At 62.9% G+C, this 25,741-nt stretch carries 25 protein-coding genes and 1 tRNA gene; 17 read left to right on the top strand and 9 right to left on the bottom strand.

The genetic code is table 11. The features are described 5' to 3' along the window. Positions 1-111 precede the first annotated feature (111 nt). Complete coding sequence (locus IC761_RS00670; protein WP_195801408.1) at positions 112-525, top strand: hypothetical protein; 414 nt, start codon at positions 112-114, stop codon at positions 523-525. A gap of 29 nt (positions 526-554) precedes the next feature. Here IC761_RS00670 and rplT read toward each other — a convergent pair whose 3' ends face one another. Together rplT and rpmI are read right to left on the bottom strand one after the other, a co-directional pair. Continuing rightward, a complete protein-coding gene (rplT, locus tag IC761_RS00665; RefSeq protein ID WP_195801407.1) occupies positions 555-914 on the bottom strand; it encodes a 50S ribosomal protein L20 in 360 nt (119 codons plus the stop codon). Between the two features lie 80 nt (positions 915-994). After that, positions 995-1,195, bottom strand: coding sequence for a 50S ribosomal protein L35 (gene rpmI / locus IC761_RS00660; protein ID WP_027535561.1), 201 nt, complete (start codon positions 1,193-1,195; stop codon positions 995-997). Positions 1,196-1,469: 274 nt separating this feature from the next. On the opposite strand from rpmI, the gene IC761_RS00655 reads away from it, so the two are divergent. Further along, the gene (locus IC761_RS00655; RefSeq protein ID WP_195801406.1) at positions 1,470-1,868 is read left to right on the top strand and encodes a hypothetical protein; all 399 of its coding nucleotides are present in this window, start codon (positions 1,470-1,472) and stop codon (positions 1,866-1,868) included. A 263-nt stretch (positions 1,869-2,131) separates the two neighbouring features. Here IC761_RS00655 and infC read toward each other — a convergent pair whose 3' ends face one another. Next, complete coding sequence (gene infC, locus IC761_RS00650; RefSeq protein ID WP_195804506.1) at positions 2,132-2,671, bottom strand: translation initiation factor IF-3; 540 nt, start codon at positions 2,669-2,671, stop codon at positions 2,132-2,134. A 252-nt stretch (positions 2,672-2,923) separates the two neighbouring features. On the opposite strand from infC, the gene IC761_RS00645 reads away from it, so the two are divergent. Both IC761_RS00645 and IC761_RS00640 read left to right on the top strand, forming a co-directional pair. Next, on the top strand, positions 2,924-3,724 hold the full coding sequence (locus IC761_RS00645) for an alpha/beta hydrolase (protein WP_195801405.1): 801 nt from the start codon (positions 2,924-2,926) through the stop codon (positions 3,722-3,724). Positions 3,725-3,892: 168 nt separating this feature from the next. Further along, a complete protein-coding gene (locus IC761_RS00640) occupies positions 3,893-4,360 on the top strand; it encodes a nuclear transport factor 2 family protein (protein WP_195801404.1) in 468 nt (155 codons plus the stop codon). Positions 4,361-4,439: 79 nt separating this feature from the next. Here the strand turns inward: IC761_RS00640 and IC761_RS00635 are convergent, their stop codons facing one another. From IC761_RS00635 to IC761_RS00625, 3 genes are read right to left on the bottom strand one after another with little or no spacing between them, the layout of a single operon-like run. Further along, positions 4,440-5,225: an acyl-CoA thioesterase domain-containing protein gene (locus tag IC761_RS00635; RefSeq protein WP_195801403.1), complete on the bottom strand. Its 786-nt coding sequence runs from the start codon at positions 5,223-5,225 to the stop codon at positions 4,440-4,442. A 44-nt stretch (positions 5,226-5,269) separates the two neighbouring features. After that, complete coding sequence (gene queG / locus IC761_RS00630; RefSeq protein WP_195801402.1) at positions 5,270-6,451, bottom strand: tRNA epoxyqueuosine(34) reductase QueG; 1,182 nt, start codon at positions 6,449-6,451, stop codon at positions 5,270-5,272. Continuing rightward, on the bottom strand, positions 6,400-7,092 hold the full coding sequence (locus IC761_RS00625; RefSeq protein ID WP_195801401.1) for a glutathione S-transferase family protein: 693 nt from the start codon (positions 7,090-7,092) through the stop codon (positions 6,400-6,402). The genes queG and IC761_RS00625 overlap by 52 nt, the downstream gene beginning before the upstream one ends. A 169-nt stretch (positions 7,093-7,261) precedes the next feature. Here IC761_RS00625 and IC761_RS00620 point away from each other — a divergent pair, with 169 nt between their 5' ends. The 3 genes from IC761_RS00620 (at position 7,262) to IC761_RS00610 (ending at position 10,229) form a co-directional block, all read left to right on the top strand. Then, positions 7,262-8,068: an undecaprenyl-diphosphate phosphatase gene (locus IC761_RS00620; protein WP_195801400.1), complete on the top strand. Its 807-nt coding sequence runs from the start codon at positions 7,262-7,264 to the stop codon at positions 8,066-8,068. Positions 8,069-8,160: 92 nt separating this feature from the next. Beyond that, entirely contained in the window at positions 8,161-9,492 is a 1,332-nt protein-coding gene (locus IC761_RS00615) for an FAD-binding oxidoreductase (protein ID WP_195801399.1), read from the top strand. Then, positions 9,489-10,229, top strand: a complete 741-nt coding sequence (locus IC761_RS00610) for an SDR family oxidoreductase (protein ID WP_195801398.1) — start codon at positions 9,489-9,491, stop codon at positions 10,227-10,229. The genes IC761_RS00615 and IC761_RS00610 overlap by 4 nt, the downstream gene beginning before the upstream one ends. 3 nt (positions 10,230-10,232) lie before the next feature. Here the strand turns inward: IC761_RS00610 and IC761_RS00605 are convergent, their stop codons facing one another. Continuing rightward, the gene (locus IC761_RS00605) at positions 10,233-11,198 is read right to left on the bottom strand and encodes a complex I NDUFA9 subunit family protein (RefSeq protein WP_195801397.1); all 966 of its coding nucleotides are present in this window, start codon (positions 11,196-11,198) and stop codon (positions 10,233-10,235) included. A gap of 135 nt (positions 11,199-11,333) precedes the next feature. On the opposite strand from IC761_RS00605, the gene IC761_RS00600 reads away from it, so the two are divergent. The 4 genes from IC761_RS00600 to IC761_RS00585 all read left to right on the top strand — a co-directional run bounded on the left by IC761_RS00600 (position 11,334) and on the right by IC761_RS00585 (position 15,473). Beyond that, positions 11,334-11,420, top strand: a tRNA-Leu gene (locus IC761_RS00600). 498 nt (positions 11,421-11,918) lie between these two features. Then, positions 11,919-12,287 (top strand): hypothetical protein, encoded by a 369-nt coding sequence (locus tag IC761_RS00595; RefSeq protein ID WP_246791420.1) that lies wholly within the window; start codon positions 11,919-11,921, stop codon positions 12,285-12,287. Beyond that, positions 12,284-14,728 (top strand): HsdM family class I SAM-dependent methyltransferase, encoded by a 2,445-nt coding sequence (locus IC761_RS00590; protein ID WP_195801395.1) that lies wholly within the window; start codon positions 12,284-12,286, stop codon positions 14,726-14,728. Before IC761_RS00595 ends, IC761_RS00590 begins: the two co-directional genes overlap by 4 nt. Beyond that, the gene (locus IC761_RS00585) at positions 14,700-15,473 is read left to right on the top strand and encodes a hypothetical protein (protein WP_195801394.1); all 774 of its coding nucleotides are present in this window, start codon (positions 14,700-14,702) and stop codon (positions 15,471-15,473) included. Before IC761_RS00590 ends, IC761_RS00585 begins: the two co-directional genes overlap by 29 nt. A gap of 34 nt (positions 15,474-15,507) precedes the next feature. On the opposite strand, the gene IC761_RS00580 is transcribed toward IC761_RS00585, so the two are convergent. Next, positions 15,508-16,779: an MFS transporter gene (locus tag IC761_RS00580; RefSeq protein WP_195801393.1), complete on the bottom strand. Its 1,272-nt coding sequence runs from the start codon at positions 16,777-16,779 to the stop codon at positions 15,508-15,510. Between the two features lie 268 nt (positions 16,780-17,047). Between IC761_RS00580 and IC761_RS00575 the strand changes: the two genes are divergently transcribed. Further along, a complete protein-coding gene (locus IC761_RS00575; RefSeq protein WP_195801392.1) occupies positions 17,048-18,370 on the top strand; it encodes a UbiA family prenyltransferase in 1,323 nt (440 codons plus the stop codon). Here IC761_RS00575 and IC761_RS00570 read toward each other — a convergent pair. Further along, positions 18,351-20,246: an O-linked N-acetylglucosamine transferase, SPINDLY family protein gene (locus IC761_RS00570; RefSeq protein ID WP_195801391.1), complete on the bottom strand. Its 1,896-nt coding sequence runs from the start codon at positions 20,244-20,246 to the stop codon at positions 18,351-18,353. The two genes, IC761_RS00575 and IC761_RS00570, sit on opposite strands and share 20 nt — an antisense overlap. A gap of 247 nt (positions 20,247-20,493) precedes the next feature. Here IC761_RS00570 and IC761_RS00565 point away from each other — a divergent pair, with 247 nt between their 5' ends. The 5 genes from IC761_RS00565 to rpoN all read left to right on the top strand — a co-directional run bounded on the left by IC761_RS00565 (position 20,494) and on the right by rpoN (position 25,658). Further along, on the top strand, positions 20,494-21,108 hold the full coding sequence (locus IC761_RS00565; protein WP_195801390.1) for a ribonuclease D: 615 nt from the start codon (positions 20,494-20,496) through the stop codon (positions 21,106-21,108). A gap of 144 nt (positions 21,109-21,252) precedes the next feature. Then, positions 21,253-21,978, top strand: a complete 726-nt coding sequence (gene lptC, locus IC761_RS00560) for an LPS export ABC transporter periplasmic protein LptC (protein WP_195801389.1) — start codon at positions 21,253-21,255, stop codon at positions 21,976-21,978. Positions 21,979-21,983: 5 nt separating this feature from the next. Continuing rightward, entirely contained in the window at positions 21,984-22,715 is a 732-nt protein-coding gene (locus IC761_RS00555; protein ID WP_195801388.1) for an LptA/OstA family protein, read from the top strand. A 224-nt stretch (positions 22,716-22,939) separates the two neighbouring features. Further along, complete coding sequence (gene lptB, locus IC761_RS00550; protein WP_195801387.1) at positions 22,940-23,944, top strand: LPS export ABC transporter ATP-binding protein; 1,005 nt, start codon at positions 22,940-22,942, stop codon at positions 23,942-23,944. 91 nt (positions 23,945-24,035) lie between these two features. Beyond that, positions 24,036-25,658 carry an RNA polymerase factor sigma-54 gene (gene rpoN, locus IC761_RS00545; RefSeq protein ID WP_195801386.1) on the top strand — a complete coding sequence of 541 codons (1,623 nt, stop codon included), beginning with the start codon at positions 24,036-24,038 and terminating at the stop codon, positions 25,656-25,658. Positions 25,659-25,741: the final 83 nt, after the last annotated feature.

The raw sequence follows: 25,741 nt of genomic DNA, 5'->3' as shown, positions 1-25,741 counted from the left end.
CCCGAAGGCCGTAACGTCAAGCAAAAAGCCGGTCATTTCGGGCTTGCGACCGGCTGGGTTGAACCTCGCGCGGAGGCCGGGCACCAAGGGAGATACGAGGAGACTTCCGCGATGCTTTCGAAATCCTGCCCGGCCGTTCTTGCTATCGTTCTGTCCATCGCCGGGACGCCTGCGCGTGCGATGGTCTGCATGGACAAATCCATGACGCTGGACGAGGTCGCCGACACCATCAGTGCCCAGAAGGGCTGCGAAAGCGCGATGAAGGTCTTCAAGGATTGCGAATTGACCGCGAGCGGCGATGTCGAGCTTGGCGCCGCCGTCGAGAAGAAATGCGAGGCGGATTTCAGGCCCGGCCTCAGCGCCGTCCAGAGGCAGTCCTACCAACGCGAGATGCGCGTGTGCGACGGCAAGTACCGGAACAAGTCCGGCACCATGTATCTGTCGTTCACGGCGTTCTGCCGGGCGGAGGTCGCCCAGCGTTACTCGCAACGCGCACTGAAGGCTGCGGGCTCGAAAGCCCGCTAGCGCAAGCCTCAGGCGGCCAGCGCGGCCTTTTAGGCGGCTAGCGCAGCTTTGGCCTTCTCGGCGATCGCCTGGAACGACGCGGGCTCGTTGATCGCGAGATCCGACAGCACCTTGCGGTCCACGGTGATCCCGGACTTGGCCATGCCGTCGATAAATCGGCTGTAGGTCAGTCCGAACGGACGGACGGCCGCGTTGATGCGCTGGATCCAGAGCGCGCGGAACGTCCGCTTCTTACGCTTGCGGTCACGGAAGGCGTATTGCTGCGCCTTCTCGACGGCCGGCTTGGCGGCGCGGATGGTGTTCTTGCGGCGGCCATAGAAACCCTTGGCGGCCTTGTAGACTTTCTTGTGCTTGGCGTGGGCGGTCACACCGCGTTTGACGCGAGACATGACAAAAATCCTTCAGAGATGACTTAGGTTTCGGATCGCCGCGCGAGGCGCGGCGTGGATGGCAATGATCGTGGACGCGATCAGGCGTTCGGCAAGAAGTACTTCTTGACGTTGTCGCCGTCGGTCTTGAACAGCACGCTGGTGCCGCGAAGCTGACGGATCTGCTTCTTCGTCCGCTTGATCATGCCGTGACGCTTGCCGCGATGGGCGAACATCACTTTGCCGGTGGCAGTCACCTTGAAGCGCTTCTTAGCGCCCGATTTGGTCTTCAGCTTGGGCATTTTGCTCTCCTATGGCCACAACAGAACGCCGCCCGCGAAGGCGGCTGGCCGTCTAAAATGCTCGTTAGAGCGTTGATTGTGCTCAGGTTTTGCGAACGAGCGCGAAACCCGCACGAAACACCGCCACGGCAGCCCTTAATCAGCCGGGCGATGAAGGCCGGGCTTATGACAGAGAACGGGCGAATTGGCAACGATGAACCGCCGGAACGTAGTCAGCGACTATTCGGAATTGCTACCTTCATGTCCAAGTCGTGTCGCCCAGAGCAGGACTAAAATGGCCCATTTTTCTCAATCGCTTTTGTCTGTTTTCGCTTCTCCGCGCCGTCTGGCGCTTCTCGCCGCGCTTGCCGCGGCCATCGTCCCGTCGACCGCCGATGCCCGCATCGGCGGCTATGACGGCGTCTGGAACGTCACCTTCGCCACCACCCGCGGCAATTGCAGCTCGGGCTACAGTGTTCCCTTCACCGTGACCGGCAACCGGGTCTCGTCCGCTGGTGGCGGACGGGTCTCTGGCACGGTCAATCGTGGCGGCGCCGTCGCGGTTCAGGTGTCGGTCGGCGCCTCCCACGCCACTGGCGGCGGCCGGCTCGGCGGCGCGGCCGGGGCAGGCTCCTGGCGGGGCATCATCTCCGGCGACCAATGCAGCGGCACCTGGCAGGCGACGCGGACCTAAGTTCGAGGCAAATCGTCGTCACCACGGCGGTGCGCTCCTCCCCCGCCCGCGGGGGAGGGTTGGGGAGAGGGTGTCTTCGCAAGCGAGAACCCCCAAGAGGAGAAAGCCCTCACCCGCCACGCTCTTGCGAGCGTGTCGACCTCTCCCGCAAGCGGGAGAGGTGCAGCGGAGCTGGCCGCGATACGTCGGACAAAGCCATTAAACAAAACGGCCCGCCGGAGATCCGGACGGGCCGTTGAAACTTCGGCTGCAACGATCAGGCGTCAGCGCGGTGCCAGCACCATGACGACCTGACGGCCCTCGAACCGGGCGTCCTGCTCGACCTTGGCGAGCTCGGCGACGTCGTTCTTGATCTTGTCGAGCAGCTTGGTGCCGATCTCCTGGTGCGCCATTTCGCGGCCGCGATAGCGCAGCGTGATCTTGACCTTGTCGCCCTCTTCGAAGAACCGCTGCATCGCGCGCATCTTCACGTCGTAGTCGTGATCGTCGATCATCGGGCGGAGCTTGATCTCCTTGATCTCGACGGTCTTCTGGCGCTTGCGGGCTTCGGCGGCTTTCTTCTGCGCGGAATACTTGTACTTCCCGTAGTCCATGATCTTGCAGACGGGAGGGCTGACATTTGGCGAAATCTCGACCAGATCCATGCCAGCTTCCTGGGCCATCTTGATGGCCATCATCGTCTCGACCGTGCCTTTGTTATCGCCGGTCTGATCGATTAGCTGGATCTGCGCATTGCGAATATCATCGTTGATGCGCGGCCCGTCTTTGCTGGCAGGGGCCGGGGCTCTATTGGGACGGCGAATGGGTGGTTCTCCAAAGTTGTGAAAGGAAGCGGCTATTTTGAAGGAAGATGCGTTTGCGGGCAAGCAAGTCGCTCGTGCGAGAAGCGAAAAACCCTCAAATGCGAGACATTTTGGCCACGCCCATCGGCACGGTGCTCGACATAGACACCTTGCGCCTGTTCCGCAAGCGTCCCTAAGGGTCAATGCGGGTACAGGGTTATCTCGCGGAACACGTCCGGACAGCTCAAACCCGACAGCCAGAGTAAACGTTCCATGACCAATGCAATTCCCGATGCCGTGCTTGACTTCATCGAAGTTGGCGAGGGTCCGTCAGCACGCAGAATTGCGGTGCGCCGCCGCGTTGGGCAAGGACCTGGCCAAGGACCTGGCTTGATCTGGCTGGGCGGCTTCAAGTCGGACATGCAGGGCGGCAAGGCGGTGGCGCTGGATGGCTGGGCTGGAGAACGCGGCCGCGCGTGTGTCCGGTTCGACTATTCCGGCCATGGCGAATCCAGCGGCGATTTCGCCGAGGGAACCATCGGGAGCTGGCTCGAGGACAGCGTCGCGGTGTTCGAGCGGTTCTGCACCGGCCCGCAGGTTCTGATCGGCTCCTCCATGGGCGGTTGGATGGCGCTATTGCTCGCGCGCGAGATCAAGAAACGTGCGGGGAAAGCGTCTCTCGCCGGTTTGGTGCTGATCGCGCCGGCGCCCGACTTCACCGAAGAACTGATGTGGAAGAACTTTTCGCCCGAGGTGAAGAAAGAGATCGAGACCAGGGGCTTCTGGCTGCGGCCGTCCGAATATGGCGACGGCTCGCCCTATCCGATCACGCGGAGCCTGATCGAGGAGGGCCGCAATCACCTTGTGCTCGGCAGTGCCATCGATCTCGGCTGTCCGGTCCGCATTCTCCAGGGCGCGCAGGATCCGGACGTGCCCTGGCAGCACGCCTTCGCGCTGACGCATCGCCTGCCAGCCGACGACGTCGTGCTGACCATGATCCAGGACGGCGACCACCGCCTGTCACGCCCGCAGGACATCGCGCGCCTTCTTGCCGCGGTGGCCGAGATCGAGTGAAGTGCTCTTCTTCCTTCCCCCCTTGTGGGGGAAGGTGGCGCGAAGCGCCGGATGAGGGGTTGCCTCTGCGGAGACCGATCCTCACCCAAGTGAATGCGCGTCTACGAGCGGAGCTGCCCTCTCCCACAAGGGGAGAGGGCACAACAACAAACACCGGGAGGCACTACCATGACCACCACCGCCATGCTGCGCGCCTTCTGCGACGCCGTCGAACAACGCGACGGCCGTGCCTTCGCTGGTCTCTTCACCGAGGATGGCGTCTATCACGACGTGTTCTACGGCGCCTTCGCGGGCCGCGAGAAGATCGCCGCGATGGTCGACGACTGGTTCTATCGCACGGCGACCGATTTCCGCTGGGACATGCATGACCCCGTCACCACCGGCACCACGCTCTATGCGCGCTACACGTTCAGCTACAAGTCAACCTTGCCGGAAGCTGGCGGCGCGCGGGCGATGTTCGAGGGCGTCGCCATCATGACGCTGCGCGACGGCAAGATCGTGAGCTATCAGGAGGTCGCCAACACCGCGCCGGCATTCGTCGATCTGAAGTTTGCGCCAGAGCGCATTGCGAAGATCGTCGGCAAGCAGGGCGCCGAGCTCAAGGCACGGCCGGAGATGAAGCGGCATTTGGCGTAGGTCTCTCCTCTCGTCATTCCGGGCTCGCGCCAAGGGGCGCGCCCCGGAATGACGGCGGAGAGGGGTGGTGCGTGCCCTGCTACGGCGGCGGCTTCGGCATCGGCTTGCGCTGCGCCAGCGCGGCGACCGTCGCCGTGCCGATCCGGCCCTGCTCGTCATAGAGCCAGCATTCGCCGATCGCCACGCCGTCGGTGGCGTGATGGTTCACCACCTCGAAGCCGATCCAGTTCGTCACCGGCAGGCGGTGCAGATAGATCGTCACATCGCTGTTGATGTAGCCGAGCCCCTTGTCGCCGGCATTGGCAAACGGGCTTGCGAAATCCGCACCTGTAGCGACATGCACGAACGGCGTCATCGGCACGCCGGCCACGAGCTCGCGCACCTCGCTCATCCAGAGCCGGCGCGGACCAAGCGAGCCCATATGGCCGACGATCGGCCGCGTCGCCCATTTGCCGTTCAAGCCGAGCCTGGGATCGGTCGGCTTGGGAATGTCGGCGGGTTTTGGCACGTCCCAGTTCGGCGGCGACCAGACGTTGCCGTCTGCATTCTGCGTTCGCCGCAACAGCTGGCAGGAGGCGCGCGCCATGCTGACGCCGCCGGAGACGAATTCCGCCTCGACCACGCGGATGCGCAAGCCATCGCGCACCAGTCGCGTCGTCACTTCGATCGGCTTGTCGATCGTCGGCAACCGAAACATGTCGACGGTCAGCCGTGCCGGCACGAATTCAGGACAGGAATGGCGTTCCTCGATGGCGAAGCCAAGCAGGCCGACGATGACGCGCCCGTGCAGCGATTTCGGATCCCACGGACCGTTGGCGACTTCCGTCGGATGGAATGTATCACCGTTGCGGGTGAAGAAAGGCATGTTTGTTGTCATGGCGCGCGACTTTGCGGGAACGCGCGGGGAAATCAAGTCTGGGAAACAGCCCGCCATTCCTCGCAAACGCTCTCGTCGCGTTCGCTCGCGATCACGGTCGCCTTGGCCTCTGCGAAATCATTCGGTGGCAGCAGCTGCCCCAACGCCCACACCGCCGCGCCACGCACCAGCGGGCTTGCATCATGCATCAATCGCCGCGCCTCCTCCGCCAGCGCGACCTCGCCGGAATTTCCAATCGCAATCAGCACATTCCGCAAGAAACGGTCGCGGCCGATACGCTTCACTGGTGATTTCGCGAACAGCGCACGAAACGCGGCGTCATCGAGCCGCGCCAGTTCGGCGAGTGGAGGCGCCCGCAATTCGTTTCGCGCGGAGAGCTTTGCTTCGCGGCCTTGTTGCGCGAACTTGTTCCAGGGGCAGGCTGCGAGGCAATCGTCGCAGCCATAGATGCGGTTACCGATGGCTTTGCGAAACTCGTGCGGGATCGCGCCCTTGCTCTCGATGGTGAGATACGAGATGCAGCGACGCGCATCGAGCTTGTAGGGCGCGGGAAACGCCGCAGTGGGGCAGATGTCGAGACAGGCTTGGCACGAGCCGCAATGATCGATCTCGGCACCGTCGCGCGGCAGTTCGAGCGTGGTATAGATCGCGCCGAGAAACAGCCACGAGCCGAACTCGCGCGAGACGAGATTGGTGTGCTTGCCTTGCCAGCCGAGATGCGCGGCCTGCGCGAGTGGCTTCTCCATCACGGCCGCGGTGTCGACGAACACTTTCACTTCCGAAGGTGCGGTCGCAACCAGCCAGCGCGCCAATGTCTTCAGGCGCTTCTTGATCACGTCGTGATAATCGTCGCCCTGTGCATAGACCGAGATCGCTGCGCGCGTGCGCTGCGCCAGGATCGCGAGTGGATCCTGGTCGGGGCCATAGTTGACACCAAGCATGATCACCGAGCGCACGTCGCTCCACAGCCCGCGCGGATCGACGCGGCGCTCCGGCTGTGCCGCAAGCCAGTCCATGTCGCCATGGCCGCCGGTCGCGATGAATTCGAGGAAATATTTTCCGGCGCTCTCGATCGTGCCGGGTTCGGTGATGCCAATGCAGTCGAAACCGAGCGCGCGTGCTTCGCGCGCAAGCGCCGTCTTCAGTTCAGACGGATCGGAGTTCAGAAATCCAGGTCCACATAGGTCCGCGACGCCGGCACGCCGGCCAGCCATTCGCTGAGCAGCGGACGGAACGACGGGCGGGATTTCACCCGCGCGTACCACGCCTTTGCCGCGTCGTCCTCGCTCCATGGCACGTCGCCCAGATAGTCGATCGCCGAGAGATGCGCCGCGGCGGCGAGGTCCGCGTAAGTGAGCCTGTCGCCGGCGAGGAAATTACGGGTCTGCGCCAGCCAGCCGATATAGGCGAGATGATAGCGCACATTGGCTTTCGCGGCGCGCATCACGTCGGCCGAGGGCGGGCCGCCGCCGTTCTCCTCGCTCATGAAGCGCTTGTAGATGCGCTCGGTGACGAGCGGGTGCGAGACTTCCTCGAAGAATTTTTCGTTGAACCAGGCCATCAACCGGCGCACCTCGACGCGCTCGGCGATCGTCTCCGGCATCAGGCGCTTGGGTCCCATCTCGGCGCCATAGGCCTCGTCGAGATATTCGGCGATGATGGCCGGGCCCGGGATCGGCGGCTGCTCGTCATCCACCAGGACGGGCGTGGCTCCGGCGGCATTGAGCAGCAGAAATGCCTCGCGCCGTTCCCAGCTACGCTCCTCGACCAGCTTGAGGTCGAGCCCGTATTCGCCCGCGACCAGGCGGATGAAGCGCGAATGCGGGCAGAACGGATGATGAAACAGCGTAAACATGAAGCCTTTGAGTATTTGATGGTGCTTAAGAATCCATCAATGTTTGTGCGGCGCCACACTAGTCCTTCAAAACCGCGAAGCAAGGGCGTGATGGCGCATTTTGCGATTGCAGCAAAGGGGCGAATAGGCGAGAAGAGCCCCGCTTTTCCAGCGGAAATGGACCGTAAATATGTCAGATGCAATACGGGCAGTGATCCTCGGCATCATCGAGGGTGTGACCGAGTTCCTTCCCGTTTCCTCGACCGGCCACCTCCTGCTCGCAGAGCGTTTCTTCGGCCTCGGCGAAGGCGCCTTCTGGGATTCGTTTACGGTTCTGATCCAGCTCGGCGCGATCCTCGCGATCGTCGTGCTGTACTTCAAGAAATTGTGGGACGTTGCGATCGGCATGTTCACCGGTGATGCCTATGCCCGCCGCTTCGTGATCGGCGTGCTGGTGGCGTTCCTGCCTGCGGTGATCGTCGGTCTCATCGCCGGCAAATACATCAAGAGCGTGCTGTTCAATCCCTGGGTGGTGTGCTTCTCGCTCATCGTCGGCGGCGCCATCCTGCTGTGGGTCGATCGGCTCGATCTCAAGGCGCGCGAGCATGACGCCACCAAATTTCCGCTGCTGATGTATCTCTATATCGGCATCGCGCAGTGCATTGCGATGATCCCGGGCGTGTCGCGCTCCGGCGCCAGCATCGTCGCCGCGATGTTTTTGGGGGCCGACAAGCGCGCGGCGGCGGAGTTTTCCTTCTTCCTCGCCATCCCGACCATGATCGGCGCCTTCGCCTACGATTTCTACAAGAACCGCTCCGAGATGACGATGGACCACATGGGCATCGTCGCGATCGGCTTCGTGGTGTCGTTCATCACCGCGATCATTGTGGTGAAGGCGTTCCTCGGTTACGTCACCCGCCACGGCTTCGTGGTGTTCGCCTGGTGGCGCGTCATCGTCGGCACGCTCGGCCTGATCGCTCTGGCGCTCGGCCGTTAACCTTTGCTGAGGCGCCTCAACGCAATATCAGCTTTTGACCATTAGGCAGGTCCGGGAGCAGGGCGGTGTGCGCCATGCGACGGAGCTGACCGATGACCCTCGTCAGCGGCTGGGGACGCTTCCCGGTCGTCGATACCGATCTTTCGCGGCCGCGCTCGTTTGAGGCGGTCAGCGAAGCCGTCGTGCCGGGCTCCGTGGCGCGGGGCAACGGCCGCGCCTATGGCGATGCGGCGATCGGGGTGAGCCGGACCATTGCGATGACGGGGTTCGACCGGGTCAGGTCGTTCGATCCCGCGACCGGCCGCATTCGTCTCGAAGCCGGCGTGCTGCTCTCGGACTTGATCGACACCTTTGGCCCGCGCGGCTTCCTGCCCTTCGTCGTGCCGGGCACGCGATTCGCCTCGGTCGGCGGCGCGATCGCGGCCGACGTGCATGGCAAGAACCATCATTGCGAGGGCGGTTTTGGTCGCTATGTCGACAGCATCCTGTTGCGCACCGGCCAGGGCGAGGTGATGGAAGCTTCGCGTGAGCAGAATTCCGATGCGTTCTTTGCCACCATCGGCGGCATGGGGCTGACCGGTGTCATCCTCGAAGCGACGATGCGGCTGCGCACCGTCGAGACCGGCTGGATCCGCGAGCGGGTGATCGCCGCGTCCGATCTCGACGCCGCCATGCGCGCGCTCGATGCAGGAGATGCCGCAACCTATTCGGTGGCGTGGATCGATTGCGTGGCACGCGGCAGCGATCTCGGCCGTTCGCTGATCTATCTCGGTGAGCACGCGCGCGCCGACGAACTGGCCGACAGCGCGGATCGATTTCCGGCCGGCAACGATCCCGGCCTCGCCGTGCCGGTCGATCTGCCGTCGATCACGCTGAATCGATACAGCATCCGCGCCTTCAACGAGCTCTATTACCGGATGGGCGCGCGCCGCGCCGGCGGCGGCCATGTGGTCTCGCTCTATCCGTATTTCTTCCCGCTCGACAGCATCGCGGCATGGAATCGCATCTATGGTCGCCGCGGCTTCCTCCAGCATCAATGCGTGATCCCGGAGCAGGGCGCGCGCAGCGCCATCGGCGAGATCCTCGATCGCGTCTCCAGGCGCGGCGATGCCTCCTTCCTCGCGGTGCTCAAGAAGCTCGGCCAGGGCGACGGCCTGCTGTCGTTTCCGCTGCCGGGCTATACGCTGGCGCTGGATTTTCCGGTGAGGGGCGAGATCCTGAATTTTCTCGACGAGATCGACCGCCTGGTCGTCGCCGCCGGCGGCAGGCTTTATCTCGCGAAAGACGCGCGGCAATCGCGCGCGACCTTCGAGGCCGGCTATCCCGCGCTCGCGCGGTTCAACGCGATCCGAAAATCGCTCGATCCCGCCGGGGCTATCCGCTCAAAACTTTCACAGCGTTTATTCGATGAGGTGCAACCGTGACGTCGCGCAAATCCGTACTGGTGCTCGGTGGCTCCTCCGATATCGGCCGCGCCGCCGCGCGCGCCTTCGCCAAAGCGGGCTACGATGTCGCCCTTGCCGGGCGCGATGCTGCGGCGCTGGAGCCCGATGCCGCCGATCTGCGCGCGCGCTACACCATCGAAGGCAGCACGTTGAAGTTCGACGTGCTCGACACCGCCTCGTTCGACGGGTTTGTCGGCAGCCTTCCGGTCTTGCCCGACGTCGTCATCTCGATCATCGGCCTGCTCGGCGTGCAGGCGCAGGCGGAGAGCGATCTCGCCCACGCCATCACGATCATGCGCTCCAACTATGAGGGGCCGTCACTGATCCTCGGCCTGTTCGCCGAAAAGTTTCTGGCGCGCGGCCATGGCACCATCGTCGGCGTGTCCTCGGTCGCCGGCGATCGCGGGCGGTCCTCGAACTATGTCTACGGCTCGGCCAAGGCCGGCTTCTCGGCCTTCCTGTCGGGCCTGCGCGCACGTGCGAGCCGCGGCGGCGTGCACGTCGTCACGGTGAAGCCCGGATTCGTCCGCACCAAGATGACCGAGGGCATGAAGCTGATCGGCCCGCTCACGGTCGAAGCACCCGTGGTCGGCGATGCGATCCTCGCTGCCGTCGAGAACAAGACCGACGTCGTCTATGTCAGCGGCAAATGGCGCCTCGTGATGTTCATCATCAAGGCGCTGCCGGAAGCGGTGTTCAAGAAGCTGAAGTTCTGAGCCTCACGCGCTCTTGCGCTGGAACTGACCCTGTGGGCGGAAGCGCCAGAGATATTGCGGGGCGATCGCTTCCAGCGAATCGGCCGTGATGCCGAGGCCTTCCAGCGTCAGGCCGGCGGCCTTCGCCGCGTCCGAGACGATGTTGTCGCGCTCAAGCAGCGTGACCTGGTCGGGCGTGAGCTTCAGCATGCCCGGCGCGAATTGCAGGAACGCGGCCTTGAGGCGGGCGAGGCCGAACGACAGCGGCACCAGCATCGGCTTGCGGTCGGCGATCGCGAGGATCGCCTGCATGATCTCGCGCATGGTCAGCACTTCCGGCCCGCCGAGCTCGTAGGTGGCGCCCGCCTTGGCCTTGCCCTCGACGGCATCCGCGATCGCGGTGGCGACGTCGCCGACATAGACCGGCTGCATCTTCGTGTCCGCGCCGATCAGCGGCATCACCGGCGACATCCGGGCGAGCGCAGCAAAGCGGTTGGTGAACTGGTCCTCGGGCCCGAACATCACGGAGGGGCGGACGATCGTGGCCGACGGCACTGCCGCCGTCACCGCCGCCTCGCCGGCCGCCTTGGCCTTGGCGTAGCGGGAGGGCGACTCGGCATCGGCGCCGATCGCCGAGACATGCACCAGGCTGGCGCCGGCGGCGGCCACCGCCTTGGCGACGGTCTCGGCGCCCTTGGCCTGGACGGCGTCAAACGTCTGCGCGCCGCTTTCGGCCAGGATGCCGACCAGGTTGATCGCGATATGCGAATCACGCATCGCCGCCTCGACCGAGGCCGGATAGCGCAGGTTCGCCTGAATGGTGTGGACCTGCCCGACCCTGCCCGAGGGCTGGAGGTATCCGGCGAGCTCCGGCCGCCGCACCGCGACCCGGACCCTATAGTCGCGGCGGCACAGCGCCCGGACGACATTCCGGCCCAAAAACCCCGATCCGCCGAAAACCGTGACGAGAGTTTCCGAATTCGTTGCCATGGGGTCTATTCCTCAGGAAGGGTTCGCCTGAAAGGCTTGTATCGGGCCGTTTTGCGCTGCGCAATCCGCAACCCATCGCCTGATTGACAACCGCGTCACCGAACCGTAGTACACGCCCCCGTGCCGAAACGGCATGCCCAGGTGGTGGAATTGGTAGACGCGCTGGCTTCAGGTGCCAGTGGCTTAACGGCCGTGAAGGTTCGAGTCCTTTCCTGGGCACCATCTCTCTCCCAAGCGCTTGAAATTGATCAGGCAGGGACTTTAGAGATGCTGGCTACGCAAGACGCCAGCCATAGCGCTATTCGCGTACCAAACGGCTTACCTGCATAGCTCACTGGCTAGCTCTTCTCGCCACATCTTTCAGCTTTGGAAGCCCGCCGATGTTTCTGCCTTGTGGTGGAATCGACCGAACCGTTTCAATCCAGATTCCGAAGGTTGTGGGCGGTCGTCGGTTTATCCGACGGACGACCCTTGGTTCCTCCGCCAAGTCGGGTCCGCGCTCACTGCGGGAAATCGTGCGGAAATAGAAGCTGGCTACCTAAACGTAGCCGAAAACGATGTGGGCTCCGAAATTGCTCCATGGCCTTGAGAAACAAATTCTTTCATAACTTATAATGGGTATGGTACCCATCCTCTATGGATCTTGTTCAAGCATCCGACGCGATCCGTCTGTCTGGTCTGACGGCGCACCAGCTCCGCGAGTGGTGTGGCAGACGCGCCGTGGTTGCGCCCGACGTGCCGGCAGCAGGACGAGGCAGACACGCCTTGTTCTCTTGGCAAACGATTTTGTCATTGCGCGTATTGAATGAACTTCATGATCGCTTCGGTATCGAGATAATCGTGTGGCGGCCGGCGATTGGGCACTGCCAGAAGATCTTCCGGCAATCGTCCTTTCCCGCCCTTTGGGGGACATCGATCGTGTTTCCCAGCACAAACGATGCAGTTCTGGTGCGCGCTTCTGAAAAATTGGAATTGGGTGCTCATGTGGCCCTTCCCCTCGATCCCCACCTGCGCGCCCTGGCATTAGATAAAGCAGCGCCACCCGAATTGCAGCTTCCCCTGTTCGCGGCGATTGAGGTGCGTCGATGAGCCAGTTAACGACGACGCAACTTTGGAGCAGCCAATTTGGCTTGGCGACAGCTCCGCTGTTCGATGGCGCTGAAGCAGCTCCGTCTGGAGAGCACGCCGTTCTGCTTGACGGGGGCAGTGGAACGTTCGCGCTATCTTCATCGGACGACGAGCTGTGGCGGGATACGAGCCCTGCCGCGTGGGCGTGGTCGAGCGATATTCCTCATCACGTCACGGTTACACCCACCAAAGTGGCAGTCGTTCGATGGGATAAGCCTACCGAACCTCGTGTTTTCGATCGTGATAGCGTCGACCGAGGCTTGGATCGCTTCTATGCGTACCTCAATGACGATCGTTTGAGATCGAACAAGACAGTAGTCGATCACCTTCTGGGCTTCTTTCGTCGGATCCGAGCATTGAGCCACGAAGCTGGTGTTGAGGATATCAGAACAACTGATGTCTTTGCGACTGCTCTTGCGTTCCTTATCGCACGCGAAGACGCATCGGAGCGTCCCGCTTTTTATGGGCTATCCGGAGATGGCCCCACGCTGTTTTCCAGGCTAGACTCAAGCGGCTTGGCAGCTGCAGTAACGGAAATTGAACAGGCAACTGGCTCGCTCTCTCTTCTGGAGCTCTATCCCGCCCTCGCGATAAGGCATGCTGGGGGACAACTATTCCAGGAGGCTCACTTCGAGCTTTTGCGTGGCGGTACCGGGTTCGATCTATTCGGATTGATCGGTGCTCCAGAGGTGAAGCCGACGAGCCGAGGCGGAACTCACTTCACACCTCCGGCACTTGCAAGAAGCTTGGTCGAGCAAGTCTTCAATACTCTCCCAGATTTGGCTCAACGTTCGGAGCTAACGCTGGGCGATCCCTCCTGCGGCTCAGGCGCTTTTTTGCACGAGGCTTATCGAGCCCTGCGAAGAATGAATTTTCAGGGCCGTCTCACTCTTGTCGGCTCAGATATATCTAGCGCGGCCATCGCCATGGCGCGGTTTGTATTGTCTGCGGCCAAACGAGATTGGGAACCAAAAGGCGGAGTTGAACTCAAATTGAGCGTGGGGGATGCCCTTGGTGATCTCGGGATGCCACATCACGCCGACGTCATCGTGATGAACCCGCCCTTCATCGCATTTGGTGCGCAGACGCCAGAGCAACGTGAGCAGCTGCGAGATGCAACAGACGCTAGTGCATCGCGCGGAGACTACAGTATGGCCTTTGTAGTTCGAGCGCTTGAGGCTGTAAAAGAGGGAGGAGTTGTTGGGACGCTTTTTCCATCGAGCTTGCTCTCGTTGAAGGCAGCCGGCTCGTGGCGCGAGCGCCTATTGGATCTTGGCCAAGTTAGACTGTTGGGGTCCATCGGTGACTTTGGCCTGTTCACGCATGCACTGGTGCAGGTTGCTTGTTCCGTCATTCAGAAATCCAAGAAGTCGCCTTCATCGGAGTTCGTGGCGCTAGTTACAGAAAACGAGTCGAACGCAACGAGTAACGCTCTCCGGTACTTGCGAAAGCTTAATGGTAAAGCACCCAGCAACGCCGTCATAGAAGAGGGCTGGAATCTCTTTCCAGTCCCCGTCTCTACTTTACGCGGACGTCCTACATGGCGCCTCCCGACCCCAAGCACTGAACGGATCCTCCGAGACCTTAAAGATTCCTTGTTGCCTTCGATCAGCGATTTGTTCGATGTCGCCCAAGGAGTTCAAACGGGACTCAACGAGGTCCTGCTGCTTACACTTGATGAATGGCGTACCCTTCCAAATAAAGAGCGCGGCTTTTTCAGGCTGGCGACAATGTCAGACTCGATCCAGAACGCACACTTTTTCAAACCGTACCGGGTTTTCTTTCCTCATGGCCCGAGCGGACCTTTGTTCACAAGAGAACAGGAGCTTGAGCGGGCGGTCCCAACTTACTTTGCAAAATACCTTGGGCCAAATCGGGAGAGATTAGAGCGTAGGGCATCGATCGTTCGGGCCCGCCGAGCCGATTGGTGGGGGCTGATGCATCCCCGCGCATATGCGTTCGACAAGACACCACGCATCATTTCAAAATTCTTCGCTGCCGAGGGTGGCTTTGCAGCTGATCTTGAAGCTGAATACATCCCTGTAATGGGTCATGTTTGGATGCCGAAGGCAGTATTGGTCGACGATGATCCTCAACAGTTGTCGACGTCGGACATCCTTTCCGCGTATACGGCCCTTTTCAACTCGCCTGTATTCATCAAGCTACTGTCCCTCTATTCCCCCCACGTCGCTGGCGGCCAATACGATGTTAGCTCACGCCATGTCGGTCCGATTCCAATTCCTAACCTTCGCGAGCTAAGTGTTGCATCTCGGCAGGGGAAGTTGGTCCGAGGGCTGGCCGCAAACGGAAAATCGATTGATCTTGCTGACCCAGTCTGGCGTACACGAACTGCCCAACTCGTGACGGAGCTTTATGGCACGCCAGGCCTCGCAAATATCTAAGGCGCCGCTCATTGAATTGCGCGCAACCAAGGGAGCCCTCGACCAGCGATGGCTCTCCATATCCTCTCAACTGGCGCCACTGCTCGGCTTCAACGCTCAGCAGCTTAGGATCGATGCCGAGGCTCAAGCAGAGAGAGTATGGGTCGGCTTAAAGGGTTCTGCGTGCGAGCGCGTGGATCGGAACCGGGGTGGCGCGGCCCGGGTCGTCCCCCTCCGAGCACTGCAAAAAGATCTGTTTGCATGGCTGGGTCTGCAGGAGGTCTGGGATATTGAGGTTGGTCCGCGCCCGTTTGTATTCCGCCAGCTTGGCCTCACGGTACATTTTGGTTATCTAGGTGATCCTATCAAGCCCCAAGCGTTTCGCCTGGAATGGCCTGGAATACGAGATTGGACTGGCGCTGGTCTTTCTTTTCAAACTTCAGGGGCGGGCCACCCGCATTGGCAAATCGACATTTTGGAAAGTCTTGCTGAGAGGAAGAACGAAGGTTTTGCTGTAGAGCTCGCTGAGGCGGTTGAGGATTTCGGCGCGGAACAACGCATGCCGGACTTGAATGATCTTCTGCGCACGATAAGCATCGAAAAGATGCATCTCGCCAGCGCAGCGAGATGGTGGTTGCCGGCAACATCCGACGTCCATGGTCAGCATATGAATATGCCACCCGATCTTGCCGGCCTTACGAGATGGCTGACACATAGTGTTCAGTATATGCAGCAGGAGCTAGCACGCTGCGTTTTTCGAGTTTGAGAAACCGCATTGCGCCGAGTGAGGCCATCTACTCTCAAACCACCCGCCTCGCCACCCGATCCGCGACCGACTTCTGCACAAAATACATCGCCACCAGCGTGACGATCGTCGTTGTGACGACGACGTAGCCGATGCGGTCGAAATGGAGCAGCGAGCCGTCCGGCTGCTGCGAGATGATCGCGGCCGCGAGCACCGAGCCGAGCCCGCCGGAGAGCTGCTGGAGCGAGGCGCTGACCGCGCTGAACGCGCCGCGCTGGCTCTGATCGGGGATCGCCGAGATCAGCGCCTGCGACGGGATCATGCGCGAGAAGATGCCGACGAACAGCAGCACGTTGACGGTGATCGCGGTCACCAGCGAGACGTGGCCGAGATGGGTGTAGATCAGCACCATGATGATCGTCATCACGCAGCCGAACACGAAGGTCGGATATTTGCCGAAGGCGTCGCTGGCGCGGCCGACCATCGGCCCCGTGACGATGCTGAACAGGCCGGAGACGAGATAGATGGTCGGCAGATGCACCATGTCGATGCCGATATTGTTCACGGTGAAGGCGCTGGAATACGGCATCAGCATGTAGCCGCCCGTCGCCAGCAAGGTCGTGACCGCGAAGGCCAGCGTGTAGCGCGGCTCACTGACCGTCGCGATCAGGTGGTGGAACGGATTCCTGTCCTGCTTCAGCTTCAGATGCGTATCGACCGGCTCCATCGCGAAGGCGATGACGGCGATCGCCGCAATCGATAGCGCCACGATCGCAAAGAAGCAGAGATGCCAGTTCCAGTGATTGGCGAGAAACAGCCCGGCCGGAATGCCGAGCACCTGGCTTGCGGCGAACGCGGTCTGGATGAATCCCATCACCCGGCCGCGCAAGTGCAGCGGAAACAGGTCGGTCACGATCGCAAGCACGACCGAGCCGATCACGCCGCCGAACAATCCGGTCACGATCCGGCCCGCCAGCAGGACATGGTAATTCTGCGCCACAGCGCAGAGCAGGGTCCCGAGCGCGAAGCCGACATAGAAGAACAGCAGCAGCCGCTTGCGATCGAACCGGTCGGCAAAGCCGGCAGCCATAATGCCCGACAATCCGGCACTGAATGCGTAAGCCGACACCGCGATGCCGAACTGCCCGGTGGTGATGTTGAGCGAGGGCATCAGGATGGCGCCGAGCGGCGACATGATGATGAAATCGAGGATGATCGTGAACTGCGTGAACGCGAGCAGCGCGATGAGGAGTGACTGGTAGCGCGAGAAACCGCGCTGGCGTTCCTGTTGGTCGTCGATCGGCGCGGCGAGCGTCTGTTCGGTCATGGACACTTCGTTTGCGGTGAGCGCGAATCTGGCAGATAGGGCGGGCCGGGGCGATTTCCACGGGCGCACGCGGCAAGTTCCGCTGGAATACCGAGCCCGCGCCGGATTGTGGGATCCATGCAACAGCCCGGGGACCCCATGGCCGCTCGCCCTGCGCCAGCCGAATTAAGCCGCCCTTAGCGAATGCCCCCTAGGCTCGCGGCCGTCCATTTTCCTGCTCCCCGGCCTATGAGCCGGTCGTGTCGCGACAAGTTAAGAGCGTTTTCGGATGGAGCAGCCCGTCTGGCAGTACGATCGGAACGAGGCCGCGCCGCAGGCCACCCCGGCGCCGGCGCGCACGCTCGTGATCGATCTCGAAGGCGCGTTGCTGCGCTCGGAGCTGCTGATGGAGGCGCTGTTCTCCGGCCCCGGCCGCATGCTGGCCCGTTTTGGCGCAGGCGGACGCGCCGGCATGGCGGCGCTGACGGATATCCTGGCAGACGCCAAAATCGATTACGCCCATCTTCCCTACGATGCCGACGTCCTGAACCAGGCGCTCACCGCGCGGGCGCGGGGCGCGAAGATCTATCTTGTTGCCGGCCGCTTCGCCCACCATGCCGCGGGCATCGCCGCGCATCTCGGCTTTGACGGCGTCGTTGCGCCCGGCAATCTTGCTTCGGGCGAGCTGCCGTTCGATCGCGCTTCGATTGATCGCGTCGAGAGCGGCACCCGCAGCCGTCCCAACCTCAAGACCTGGGCGAAGGCATTGCGGGTCTATCAATACGCCAAGAACACGCTGGTGTTCGTGCCCGTTATCACCGCGCATCAGATGAATGTTGCCACCTTCGGCACTACGCTGCTGGCGTTCCTGGCGTTCTCGGCCTGCGCGTCGGGCGCCTATCTGATGAACGATCTGCTCGATCTCGCCGCCGACCGGCAGCACCCGACCAAGCGTTATCGCGCGCTCGCGGCAGGCGACTTGCCGATCTCGTCGGCGCTTTCGGCAATCCCCGTGCTGTGGGCCTTCGCGTTTGTCGCCAGTCTCTGCATCTCGCCGCTGTTCCTCGGCGTGCTCGCCGCCTATCTCGCCACCACCATCGCCTATTCGCTCGTGCTCAAGCGCAAGATGCTGGTCGACGTCGTCACGCTCGCCGGCCTCTATTCCTTGCGCATCGGCGCAGGCTCAGTTGCCGCCGGGGTCATGCTGTCGGAATGGCTGATGATCTTCTCGCTGTTCGTGTTCACCTCGCTGGCGCTGATCAAGCGCTTCAGCGAGCTCAGCATGCGCCAGGGCGCAGGCCTCGCCGATCCCTCCAACCGCGACTACCGCATCACCGACCTGCACATCATCGCCGCCATGGCGGCGGCGAGCGCCATGAACGCGGTGACGGTGTTTGCGCTCTACCTGTCGTCCTCCGCGGTGACCCCGCTCTACAGCCGTCCCTGGATGCTATGGCTGCTCGCGCCGCTGCTGCTCTACTGGTTCGGCCGCGCGCTGATGATCGCGCATCGCCGCGAGATGCCCGACGACCCCATCATCTACGCCTTCCGCGACGGCGCGAGCCGCATCGCGGTGGCGGCGATGGTCTGCATCATGCTGGCGGCGATCTGACCGCGCCTGCTTCGTTGCGGTCCTCGCAGTACCGCTGCCACATGCCGCGATAGGCGGCTTCGACGGAACGTGCATAGGCGTGCGCATCTCCGATCGGCGAGCGGACCAGCCTGTCGCGCAACGCGTGTCGAAGCCGCGCCAGGCCGTCGAGGTCCGCCGTCATCCGGAGCGCCAATGCAACGTACTCCTCCTGGCTTGCGGCGACGCAGTCGGTCAGACCCAGCGCCGTGATGCACGCGGCGGCAAGGCGGGACGAAATCGTCGGGCCCGGGCAGGTGATGACCGGAACGCCCATCGCCATGGCATCGAGCGTGGTCATGCCGCCGCCATGAGGAAACGGATCCAGCGCGACGTCGACGAGCTGGTACGCTTTCATGTGCGAGCCGCGATCTGAATTGCCGAGAATGGTCAGTCGATCGCGCGAAATGCCTTCGCTGTCGAAGATCGCGTTGATGCGCTGCTGAATGGCGAGGTCGCTCAAATGGGGGCTCTTGAGCACGAGGCGCGAGGTCGGCGCGGCGCGCAGAATGCGCGCCCACAGCTGAAGTACGGGATCGGACAGTTTTGCCGGCCGGTTGAAGGAGCCGAACGTGACATGGCCCGCGTTCAGCGCCGGCGGCGGCCCTGGATCGGGCAGGTTTTCGGGGGTCCAGAAACACAGAAAGCAGGGCAGGTCGATGACCTGCTCGCGCAGCAGGGGGCGCACATGGTCCGGGACCAGGACAGGGTCGCCAAAGAGGTAGTCCATGGTCGACAGACCCGTGCCGGTCGGTTCGCCCCAGCCACTGACCTGGACGGGGGCAGGCTTGCGGGCAAAGACGCCAAGCCTGTTGCCGACCATGTGCCCGACCAGATCGACCAGGATGTCGATCTTGTCGGCTTCGATCGAGGCGGCCAGTTCTGCGTCGGACAGCGCGGCCGTGGCGCGCCACGTCTTCACGCTGTCGCGGAGCTTGTGGGTCAATCCGTCCTCGGGCGCGGTGTCGGAATAGCAGATCACGTCGAACGCCCGCCGGTCGTGATGGATGATCACCGGTGCAAAGGCGTAGGTCGCCGCCTGATGCCGGAAGTGGCCGCTGACATATCCGATGCGCAGCCGTCGGTCCGGATCGCAGGGGCGGGCGACCGCGCCGGCCGAAATCCGCGTGCGATGGCGTTCGCCGAATTGCGCCCGCGCGCGCGCATGGTCGTCAGGTCCGGCCGCCGGATCAAAGTTGAGTGCGAAGATCAGGTTCGAATGGGCCGCATCGAAATCCGGCTGGTGAGCAATCGCCTGCCGATGACACCGCAGCGCATCGGCGGGACGGCCGAGGTCGAGATAGGCATTGCCGAGGTTGGTCAGCGCCCCGGCAAAGGATGGCTGGAGTGCCAGTGCGCGCGCATAGGCGGCGATCGCCTCGCCGATGCTGCGATCGCCCTCCAGGGCGCGTCCCAGATTGTTGTGGTACTCCGGCTGGTCCGGGTTCAACGCCACGGCCCGGTGGTAGGCTGCGATGGCAGCCTCGAATTCGCCCAGCGAAGCGCGGGTGTTGCCGAGATTGTACAGGATCTCGCTGTTGTCCGGTGCCGCGCGCGAGGCCTGCTCGAGAACGGCGGCAGCCTGGCTCAATCGCCCTTGCGCCTTGTAGGCCAGGCCGAGATTGCAGAGCGCCGCGGCGTTGCCGGGCGCGAGCCTGGTGCACGTCCTGATGTGGGCCACCGCATTCTCGGTCTGTCCCATCCGCATCGCGATGACACCAAGAAGGTGCCAGGCGTCGGGATTGCCCTTTTGCCGCTTGAGAAGCTTTCGGCAGAGCGATTCCGCCTGCGTCAGCTCTCCGCCGTTGAAATGCTGGATCGCCAGTTGCAGCAGGTCAGGGGGCGTGTCGATCCTCATGACGAAGAAACCTCTGGTCTGTCGTGATTGCAGCCGAGCGCTCTTCAAGAGCCGCGGCCCGGCGATCATCGCTACCGACCCGACTTAATCTTTCTATGACAGGCCGCAGCGTCTGCCGGCGGCCATTTGCGGAGCCCGCGAGGCGCGAGCCCTGCTTGCGCCGTCCGCTCGTAGTGGATACATCGCAGGCAATCCCGATTAGCTTATGCTGCCGACAAACCGATTCGACCCGAGGCTTTGACACGCCATGACCGTACGCCTGCATCGCGGCGACCTGCCCGACCTCACCCGCTACACCGGAGCAGTGGCGATCGACACCGAGACCATGGGGTTGAACCCGCACCGCGACCGGCTCTGCGTGGTCCAGCTGTCGCCCGGCGACGGCAGCGCCGATGTGGTGCAGATCCCGAAGGGCCATACCGACGCGCCGAACCTGAAGGCCCTGCTCGCCAATCCCGCCATCACGAAAATCTTCCATTTTGCGCGGTTCGACGTCGCGGTGCTGTACCAGACCTTCGGCGTGATGACCGGCCCGATCTACTGCACCAAGATCGCCTCCCGTCTGACCCGCACCTATACCGACCGCCATGGCCTCAAGGACCTCGTCCGCGAGGTGCTCAATGTCGACCTCTCCAAGCAGCAGCAATCCAGCGACTGGGGCTCCGACAGCCTGACCGAGCCGCAGCTCGCCTACGCCGCCTCCGACGTGCTGCATCTGCACGCGCTGCGCGAGCGGCTGGATGCGATGCTGGTCCGGGAGGGCCGCATCGCGCTGGCCAAAGCCTGTTTCGACTTCCTGCCGACCCGCGCGTTGCTCGACCTCCAGGGCTGGGAGGAGGAGGACATTTTCGCGCATTCCTGACACGTCCAGCACCGGCTAGGTTGGCGCCGCCGCCCCGTTTCGGACACTTTCGTAACGGCCTGTCGCGGGCTGCATATTCCTTCCGTGCCGGGTACAATGGGGCGCGTTTGACCCGGTAAAGGTGAGCTACACCCTGGAGCAGCGGTGAATTCGGCCCAGTTTCCGACCTACGACGCCGCGCTTGCGGCGAAGTTTGCCAGCGCGGCGCGCCACAGCCGTCTGGTGCGGATTCTGCGTATCGCTGTGCCGGTGACGGTGGTCCTGGCGATGGCCTCGATCGTCGCTGTCTCGACCTTCCTCAATCCCTTCACCATGATCCCGGTGAAGGTCGATTCCGGAAACCTCGTGGTCACAGGCACCAAGATCACGATGGAATCGCCGCATCTGTCCGGCTTCACGCCGGACCAGCGGCCCTATGAGCTCTGGGCCAGGACCGCGACGCAGGACATCACCGATCCCGACCATGTCGATCTCGCGGATTTGCGCGCGAAGGTCCTGATGGAGGATCAATCCACGATGTTCCTCGACGCCCGCAATGGCCGCTTCGACAACAAGCAGCAGCAGCTCGATCTGCACAAGGACATCTTGCTGCGCACCTCGACCGGCTACGAGGCGCGGCTGAACTCGGCCTTCGTCGACATGAACAAGGGCACGGTCTCCTCGGATGATCACGTCGACGTCAAGCTGACCAACGGCACGCTGACCGCCGATCGCTTGCGCATCACCGAAGGCGGCGACGTCATTCGCTTCGAGGGCAATGTGGTGATGCATCTGGACAAGATCAGCACGGATGACGCCGCTGTCGCGCCTGTCGAGCAGCCCGCGCCGGCACCGGCGGCGAAGAAGAACAAGTCTGCGAACTCAAAGTGATTTTCATGGCCATTTTTCCGCGCAACGCAGACGGACGTCGCGCCATTGTCAGTGCTGCCGCGCTTGCCGGCGTCGCGCTGATAGCGACGGGTGCAGTGTTTGCGCAAAGCACGATGCAAGGCGTGCCGAACGCGATGCAGGGCTTTTCGCAGAACCGCGACCAGCCGATCCAGATCGAAGCCGCCTCGCTCGAGATGCGCGACAAGAAGAAGGAAGCGACCTTCTCCGGCAATGTGAAGGTCGTGCAGGGCGACACCACCATGACCTCGAAGACGCTGGTGGTGTTCTACGAATCGAGTGGCGACAAGGCGGCGACGCCTGCGCAAACCGCGCCTGCGAAGGGCGCGAAATCCGCGCCGACGCAATCAGCGCCGATGCAATCGGCGACGCCGGGGCCTGGCGGCGCCTCCTCGATCAAGCGGCTGGAAGCGCGCGGCAATGTCGTGGTCACCCAGAAGGACCAGGTGGTGACCGGCGAGACCGCGGTGTTCGACACCAAGACCAATCTCATCACCATGCTCGGGGGCGTGGTCCTGACCCAGTGCCAGAACGTGCTGCGCGGCGACCGCCTCATGGTCGACATGACCACCGGCGTCTCGCGGGTGGAATCCGACAGCGGCAAGGTGCAGGGCCTGTTCATCCAGTCCCAGGGCGGTGGAAACGGCAAATGCGGGACGCCCGCAACCCCTGGCTCCGGCGCCGCGATGCCCTCGCTCATTCCGGGTAAGCCTAAATAAATCAAAGTGTTAGCTAATAATTTTCGGCCGCGAGGTTGAAGCCGGCGCGACAAGACTGTATCTAGCGCAACGGGCTTTCGAAGCGGGGTCCGCCGCTTTTCGGGCGTGTTTCACTGGGCATGAGACATCCCTTCACTCATGCTGCGTCGGCGAATCGAGAAGCCGGCGCGGGTAGATCGCGCGAAGACCGCGCAGGATCACCGAAAGACAGCTAGAAGGCGGGGATGGTCGATCTCTTCAGCATGTTCCGTCGGCGCCCCGCCAAGCGCGGCCGGCCAGGATTTGCGCGCCAGGACATCACCGCACTCGGTGACAGCGTCGGCGGGCTCGTCGCCAGCCCGGTGCGGGACGCGCCGCCGATGGCACGCGAGCAGCCCGTTCAGGCACCGGATCCCTATGCCGAGGCACGGCCGCGCCAGCCGGCGGCCCAGCCTCCCAAGGTCGCTGCCAAGGGCAAGCCCGCCGCCAAGCCCAACGGCACCGGCGGACCGCAGCTGCTGCGGCGGCCGGGCTTCCTGGCTGTGCATAGCGTGGAAAAAGCCTTCGGCAGCCGCCAGGTGGTGCGCGGCGTCAGCATCTATGTGCGCCGCGGCGAAGCCGTCGGTTTGCTCGGTCCCAACGGCGCCGGCAAGACCACCGTGTTCTACATGATCACCGGCCTGATCAAGGCCGATCGCGGCGCGATCGAGCTCGATGGCCACGACGTCACCAAGCTGCCGATGTATCAGCGTGCGCGGTTAGGCATCGGCTATCTGCCGCAGGAAGCCTCGATCTTCCGCGGCCTCACCGTCGAGCAGAATATCCGCGCCGTGCTCGAAGTGGTCGAGCCCTCGCGCAAGAAGCGCGAGCAGCAGCTCGACTCGCTGCTTGACGAATTCAACATCACGCGGCTGCGTAAATCGCCTTCAATCGCACTGTCCGGCGGCGAGCGACGCCGCGTCGAGATCGCGCGCGCACTGGCGACGCGTCCGAACTACATGCTGCTCGACGAGCCCTTCGCCGGCATCGATCCGATCGCGGTCGGCGACATTCAGGACCTGGTCCGCCATCTCACCAATCGCGGCATCGGCGTGCTCATCACCGACCACAATGTCCGCGAAACGCTCGGCCTCACCGACCGTGCCTATATCGTCTATGCCGGTGAGATCTTGACCGAGGGTAGCCCGGATGAGATCGTCAATGATCCTGACGTTCGCCGGCTTTACCTTGGCGAGGAATTCCGCCTCTAGCCCGTTTTTCGATTTCGTCAAGGCGTGTACATCGAGCCAAGACTAGGATAAGCAAAAATCGGACCAATTTTTTGGGAACGGTTCTTGCTTCATGGCGCTTACGCAGAGATTAGAGTTCCGGCAATCGCAGTCGCTGGTCATGACGCCGCAGTTGATGCAGGCGATCAAGCTGCTGCAATTGTCCAATCTCGATCTCACGACCTTCGTGGAGGAGGAACTCGAGCGTAACCCCCTGCTGGAGCGGGCCAATGACGAGGCCCCCGGCGGCGAAGCGCCGGCCGAGGCCGCCCAGTTCGGCGACAGCGACGAGTTCGGCGGCAGCCACGGCGACGAGCCGGGCGGCGGCACCAGTGACGCCTTCGAGCCTGGCCAGGAAGAATGGATGAGCAAGGATCTCGGCAGCCGCGCCGAGATCGAGCAGACCCTGGATACCGGGCTGGACAACGTCTTCTCCGAGGAGCCGGCGGAGGCTGCCGCGCGCAACGCCCAGGACGCGGCCCCAACCACCTACACCGAATGGGGCGGCGGCGCCTCCGGCGACGAGGACTACAATCTCGAGGCGTTCGTCGCGGCCGAGATGACGCTGTCGGACCATCTCGCCGAGCAGCTCTCGGTCGCCTTCACCGGCGCGGCGCAGCGCATGATCGGGCAGTATCTGATCGACCTAGTCGACGAGGCCGGCTATCTGCCGCCCGATCTTGGACAAGCCGCCGAGCGGCTCGGCGCAACGCAAAAGGACGTCGAGGACGTTCTTGCCGTGCTGCAAAAATTCGACCCGCCCGGCGTCTGCGCGCGCAATCTGAGTGAGTGCCTGGCGATCCAGTTGCGCGAGCTCGACCGCTACGATCCGGCGATGCAGGCGCTCGTCGAGCATCTCGATCTCCTCGCCAAGCGCGACATCGCGGGCCTGCGCAAGGTTTGCGGCGTCGACGACGAGGACATCGCCGACATGATCGGCGAGATCCGCCGTCTCAATCCCAAGCCCGGCATGAAGTTCGGCTCGGCGCGGCTCCAGACCATGGTGCCGGATGTCTATGTCCGCCCGGGTCCCGACGGCGGCTGGCATGTCGAGCTCAACAGCGACACGTTGCCGCGCGTGCTGGTCAACCAGACCTATTATTCCGAGCTGTCGAAGAAGATCGGCAAGGACGGCGACAAGTCCTATTTCACCGACGCGCTGCAAAACGCGACCTGGCTGGTCCGCGCGCTCGACCAGCGCGCCCGCACCATCCTGAAGGTCGCAACCGAGATCGTGCGGCAGCAGGACGGCTTCTTCACCCACGGCGTCGCGCATCTGCGGCCGCTGAATCTGAAGGCGGTGGCCGACGCCATCCAGATGCATGAATCCACGGTGTCGCGCGTCACCGCCAACAAATACATGGCGACCAATCGCGGCACGTTCGAGCTGAAATATTTCTTCACCGCCTCGATTGCGTCCGCCGACGGCGGCGAGGCGCACTCCGCCGAAGCCGTGCGTCACCACATCAAGCAGCTGATCGATTCGGAAGAGCCTGCCGCGATCCTGTCGGATGATACCATCGTGGAACGGTTGCGCGCTTCGGGCATTGATATTGCCCGCCGCACGGTCGCGAAGTACCGCGAGGCCATGCGCATTCCGTCTTCGGTGCAACGCCGTCGCGACAAGCAGAGCACTCTTGGTAACGTCCTCTCCACCGCAATGTCCGATCGCTCCCGCAACACCGAGCCGGCCTGATTGCGCTGGCGCGAAATCGCGCTACTCTCAATTCCCCTATCGCGACCGATCCAAGCTGGGCATTCAAACCAAGCGAGGTATCA

It is taken from the genome of Bradyrhizobium commune (assembly GCF_015624505.1).
Lineage (GTDB): Bacteria > Pseudomonadota > Alphaproteobacteria > Rhizobiales > Xanthobacteraceae > Bradyrhizobium > Bradyrhizobium commune.
Note: the sequence above shows the minus strand (reverse complement) of the source record. Positions and strands in the feature narration are given on the sequence as shown.

What these genes read in the sequence shown, in the direction of transcription:
- rpoN (WP_195801386.1), top strand. Translation starts at nt 24,036, where the DNA reads ATGGCGCTTACGCAGAGATTAGAGTTCCGGCAATCGCAGTCGCTGGTC.
- IC761_RS00575 (WP_195801392.1), top strand. Translation starts at nt 17,048, where the DNA reads ATGGAGCAGCCCGTCTGGCAGTACGATCGGAACGAGGCCGCGCCGCAG.
- IC761_RS00670 (WP_195801408.1), top strand. Translation starts at nt 112, where the DNA reads ATGCTTTCGAAATCCTGCCCGGCCGTTCTTGCTATCGTTCTGTCCATC.
- IC761_RS00580 (WP_195801393.1), bottom strand. Translation starts at nt 16,779, where the DNA reads ATGACCGAACAGACGCTCGCCGCGCCGATCGACGACCAACAGGAACGC.
- IC761_RS00565 (WP_195801390.1), top strand. Translation starts at nt 20,494, where the DNA reads ATGACCGTACGCCTGCATCGCGGCGACCTGCCCGACCTCACCCGCTAC.
- queG (WP_195801402.1), bottom strand. Translation starts at nt 6,451, where the DNA reads ATGGCTGGCCGGCGTGCCGGCGTCGCGGACCTATGTGGACCTGGATTT.
- IC761_RS00635 (WP_195801403.1), bottom strand. Translation starts at nt 5,225, where the DNA reads ATGCCTTTCTTCACCCGCAACGGTGATACATTCCATCCGACGGAAGTC.
- IC761_RS00590 (WP_195801395.1), top strand. Translation starts at nt 12,284, where the DNA reads ATGAGCCAGTTAACGACGACGCAACTTTGGAGCAGCCAATTTGGCTTG.
- IC761_RS00620 (WP_195801400.1), top strand. Translation starts at nt 7,262, where the DNA reads ATGTCAGATGCAATACGGGCAGTGATCCTCGGCATCATCGAGGGTGTG.
- IC761_RS00655 (WP_195801406.1), top strand. Translation starts at nt 1,470, where the DNA reads ATGGCCCATTTTTCTCAATCGCTTTTGTCTGTTTTCGCTTCTCCGCGC.
- lptB (WP_195801387.1), top strand. Translation starts at nt 22,940, where the DNA reads ATGGTCGATCTCTTCAGCATGTTCCGTCGGCGCCCCGCCAAGCGCGGC.
- rplT (WP_195801407.1), bottom strand. Translation starts at nt 914, where the DNA reads ATGTCTCGCGTCAAACGCGGTGTGACCGCCCACGCCAAGCACAAGAAA.
- IC761_RS00605 (WP_195801397.1), bottom strand. Translation starts at nt 11,198, where the DNA reads ATGGCAACGAATTCGGAAACTCTCGTCACGGTTTTCGGCGGATCGGGG.
- IC761_RS00640 (WP_195801404.1), top strand. Translation starts at nt 3,893, where the DNA reads ATGACCACCACCGCCATGCTGCGCGCCTTCTGCGACGCCGTCGAACAA.
- IC761_RS00555 (WP_195801388.1), top strand. Translation starts at nt 21,984, where the DNA reads ATGGCCATTTTTCCGCGCAACGCAGACGGACGTCGCGCCATTGTCAGT.
- rpmI (WP_027535561.1), bottom strand. Translation starts at nt 1,195, where the DNA reads ATGCCCAAGCTGAAGACCAAATCGGGCGCTAAGAAGCGCTTCAAGGTG.
- IC761_RS00615 (WP_195801399.1), top strand. Translation starts at nt 8,161, where the DNA reads ATGACCCTCGTCAGCGGCTGGGGACGCTTCCCGGTCGTCGATACCGAT.
- IC761_RS00645 (WP_195801405.1), top strand. Translation starts at nt 2,924, where the DNA reads ATGACCAATGCAATTCCCGATGCCGTGCTTGACTTCATCGAAGTTGGC.
- IC761_RS00625 (WP_195801401.1), bottom strand. Translation starts at nt 7,092, where the DNA reads ATGTTTACGCTGTTTCATCATCCGTTCTGCCCGCATTCGCGCTTCATC.
- IC761_RS00570 (WP_195801391.1), bottom strand. Translation starts at nt 20,246, where the DNA reads ATGAGGATCGACACGCCCCCTGACCTGCTGCAACTGGCGATCCAGCAT.
- IC761_RS00585 (WP_195801394.1), top strand. Translation starts at nt 14,700, where the DNA reads ATGGCACGCCAGGCCTCGCAAATATCTAAGGCGCCGCTCATTGAATTG.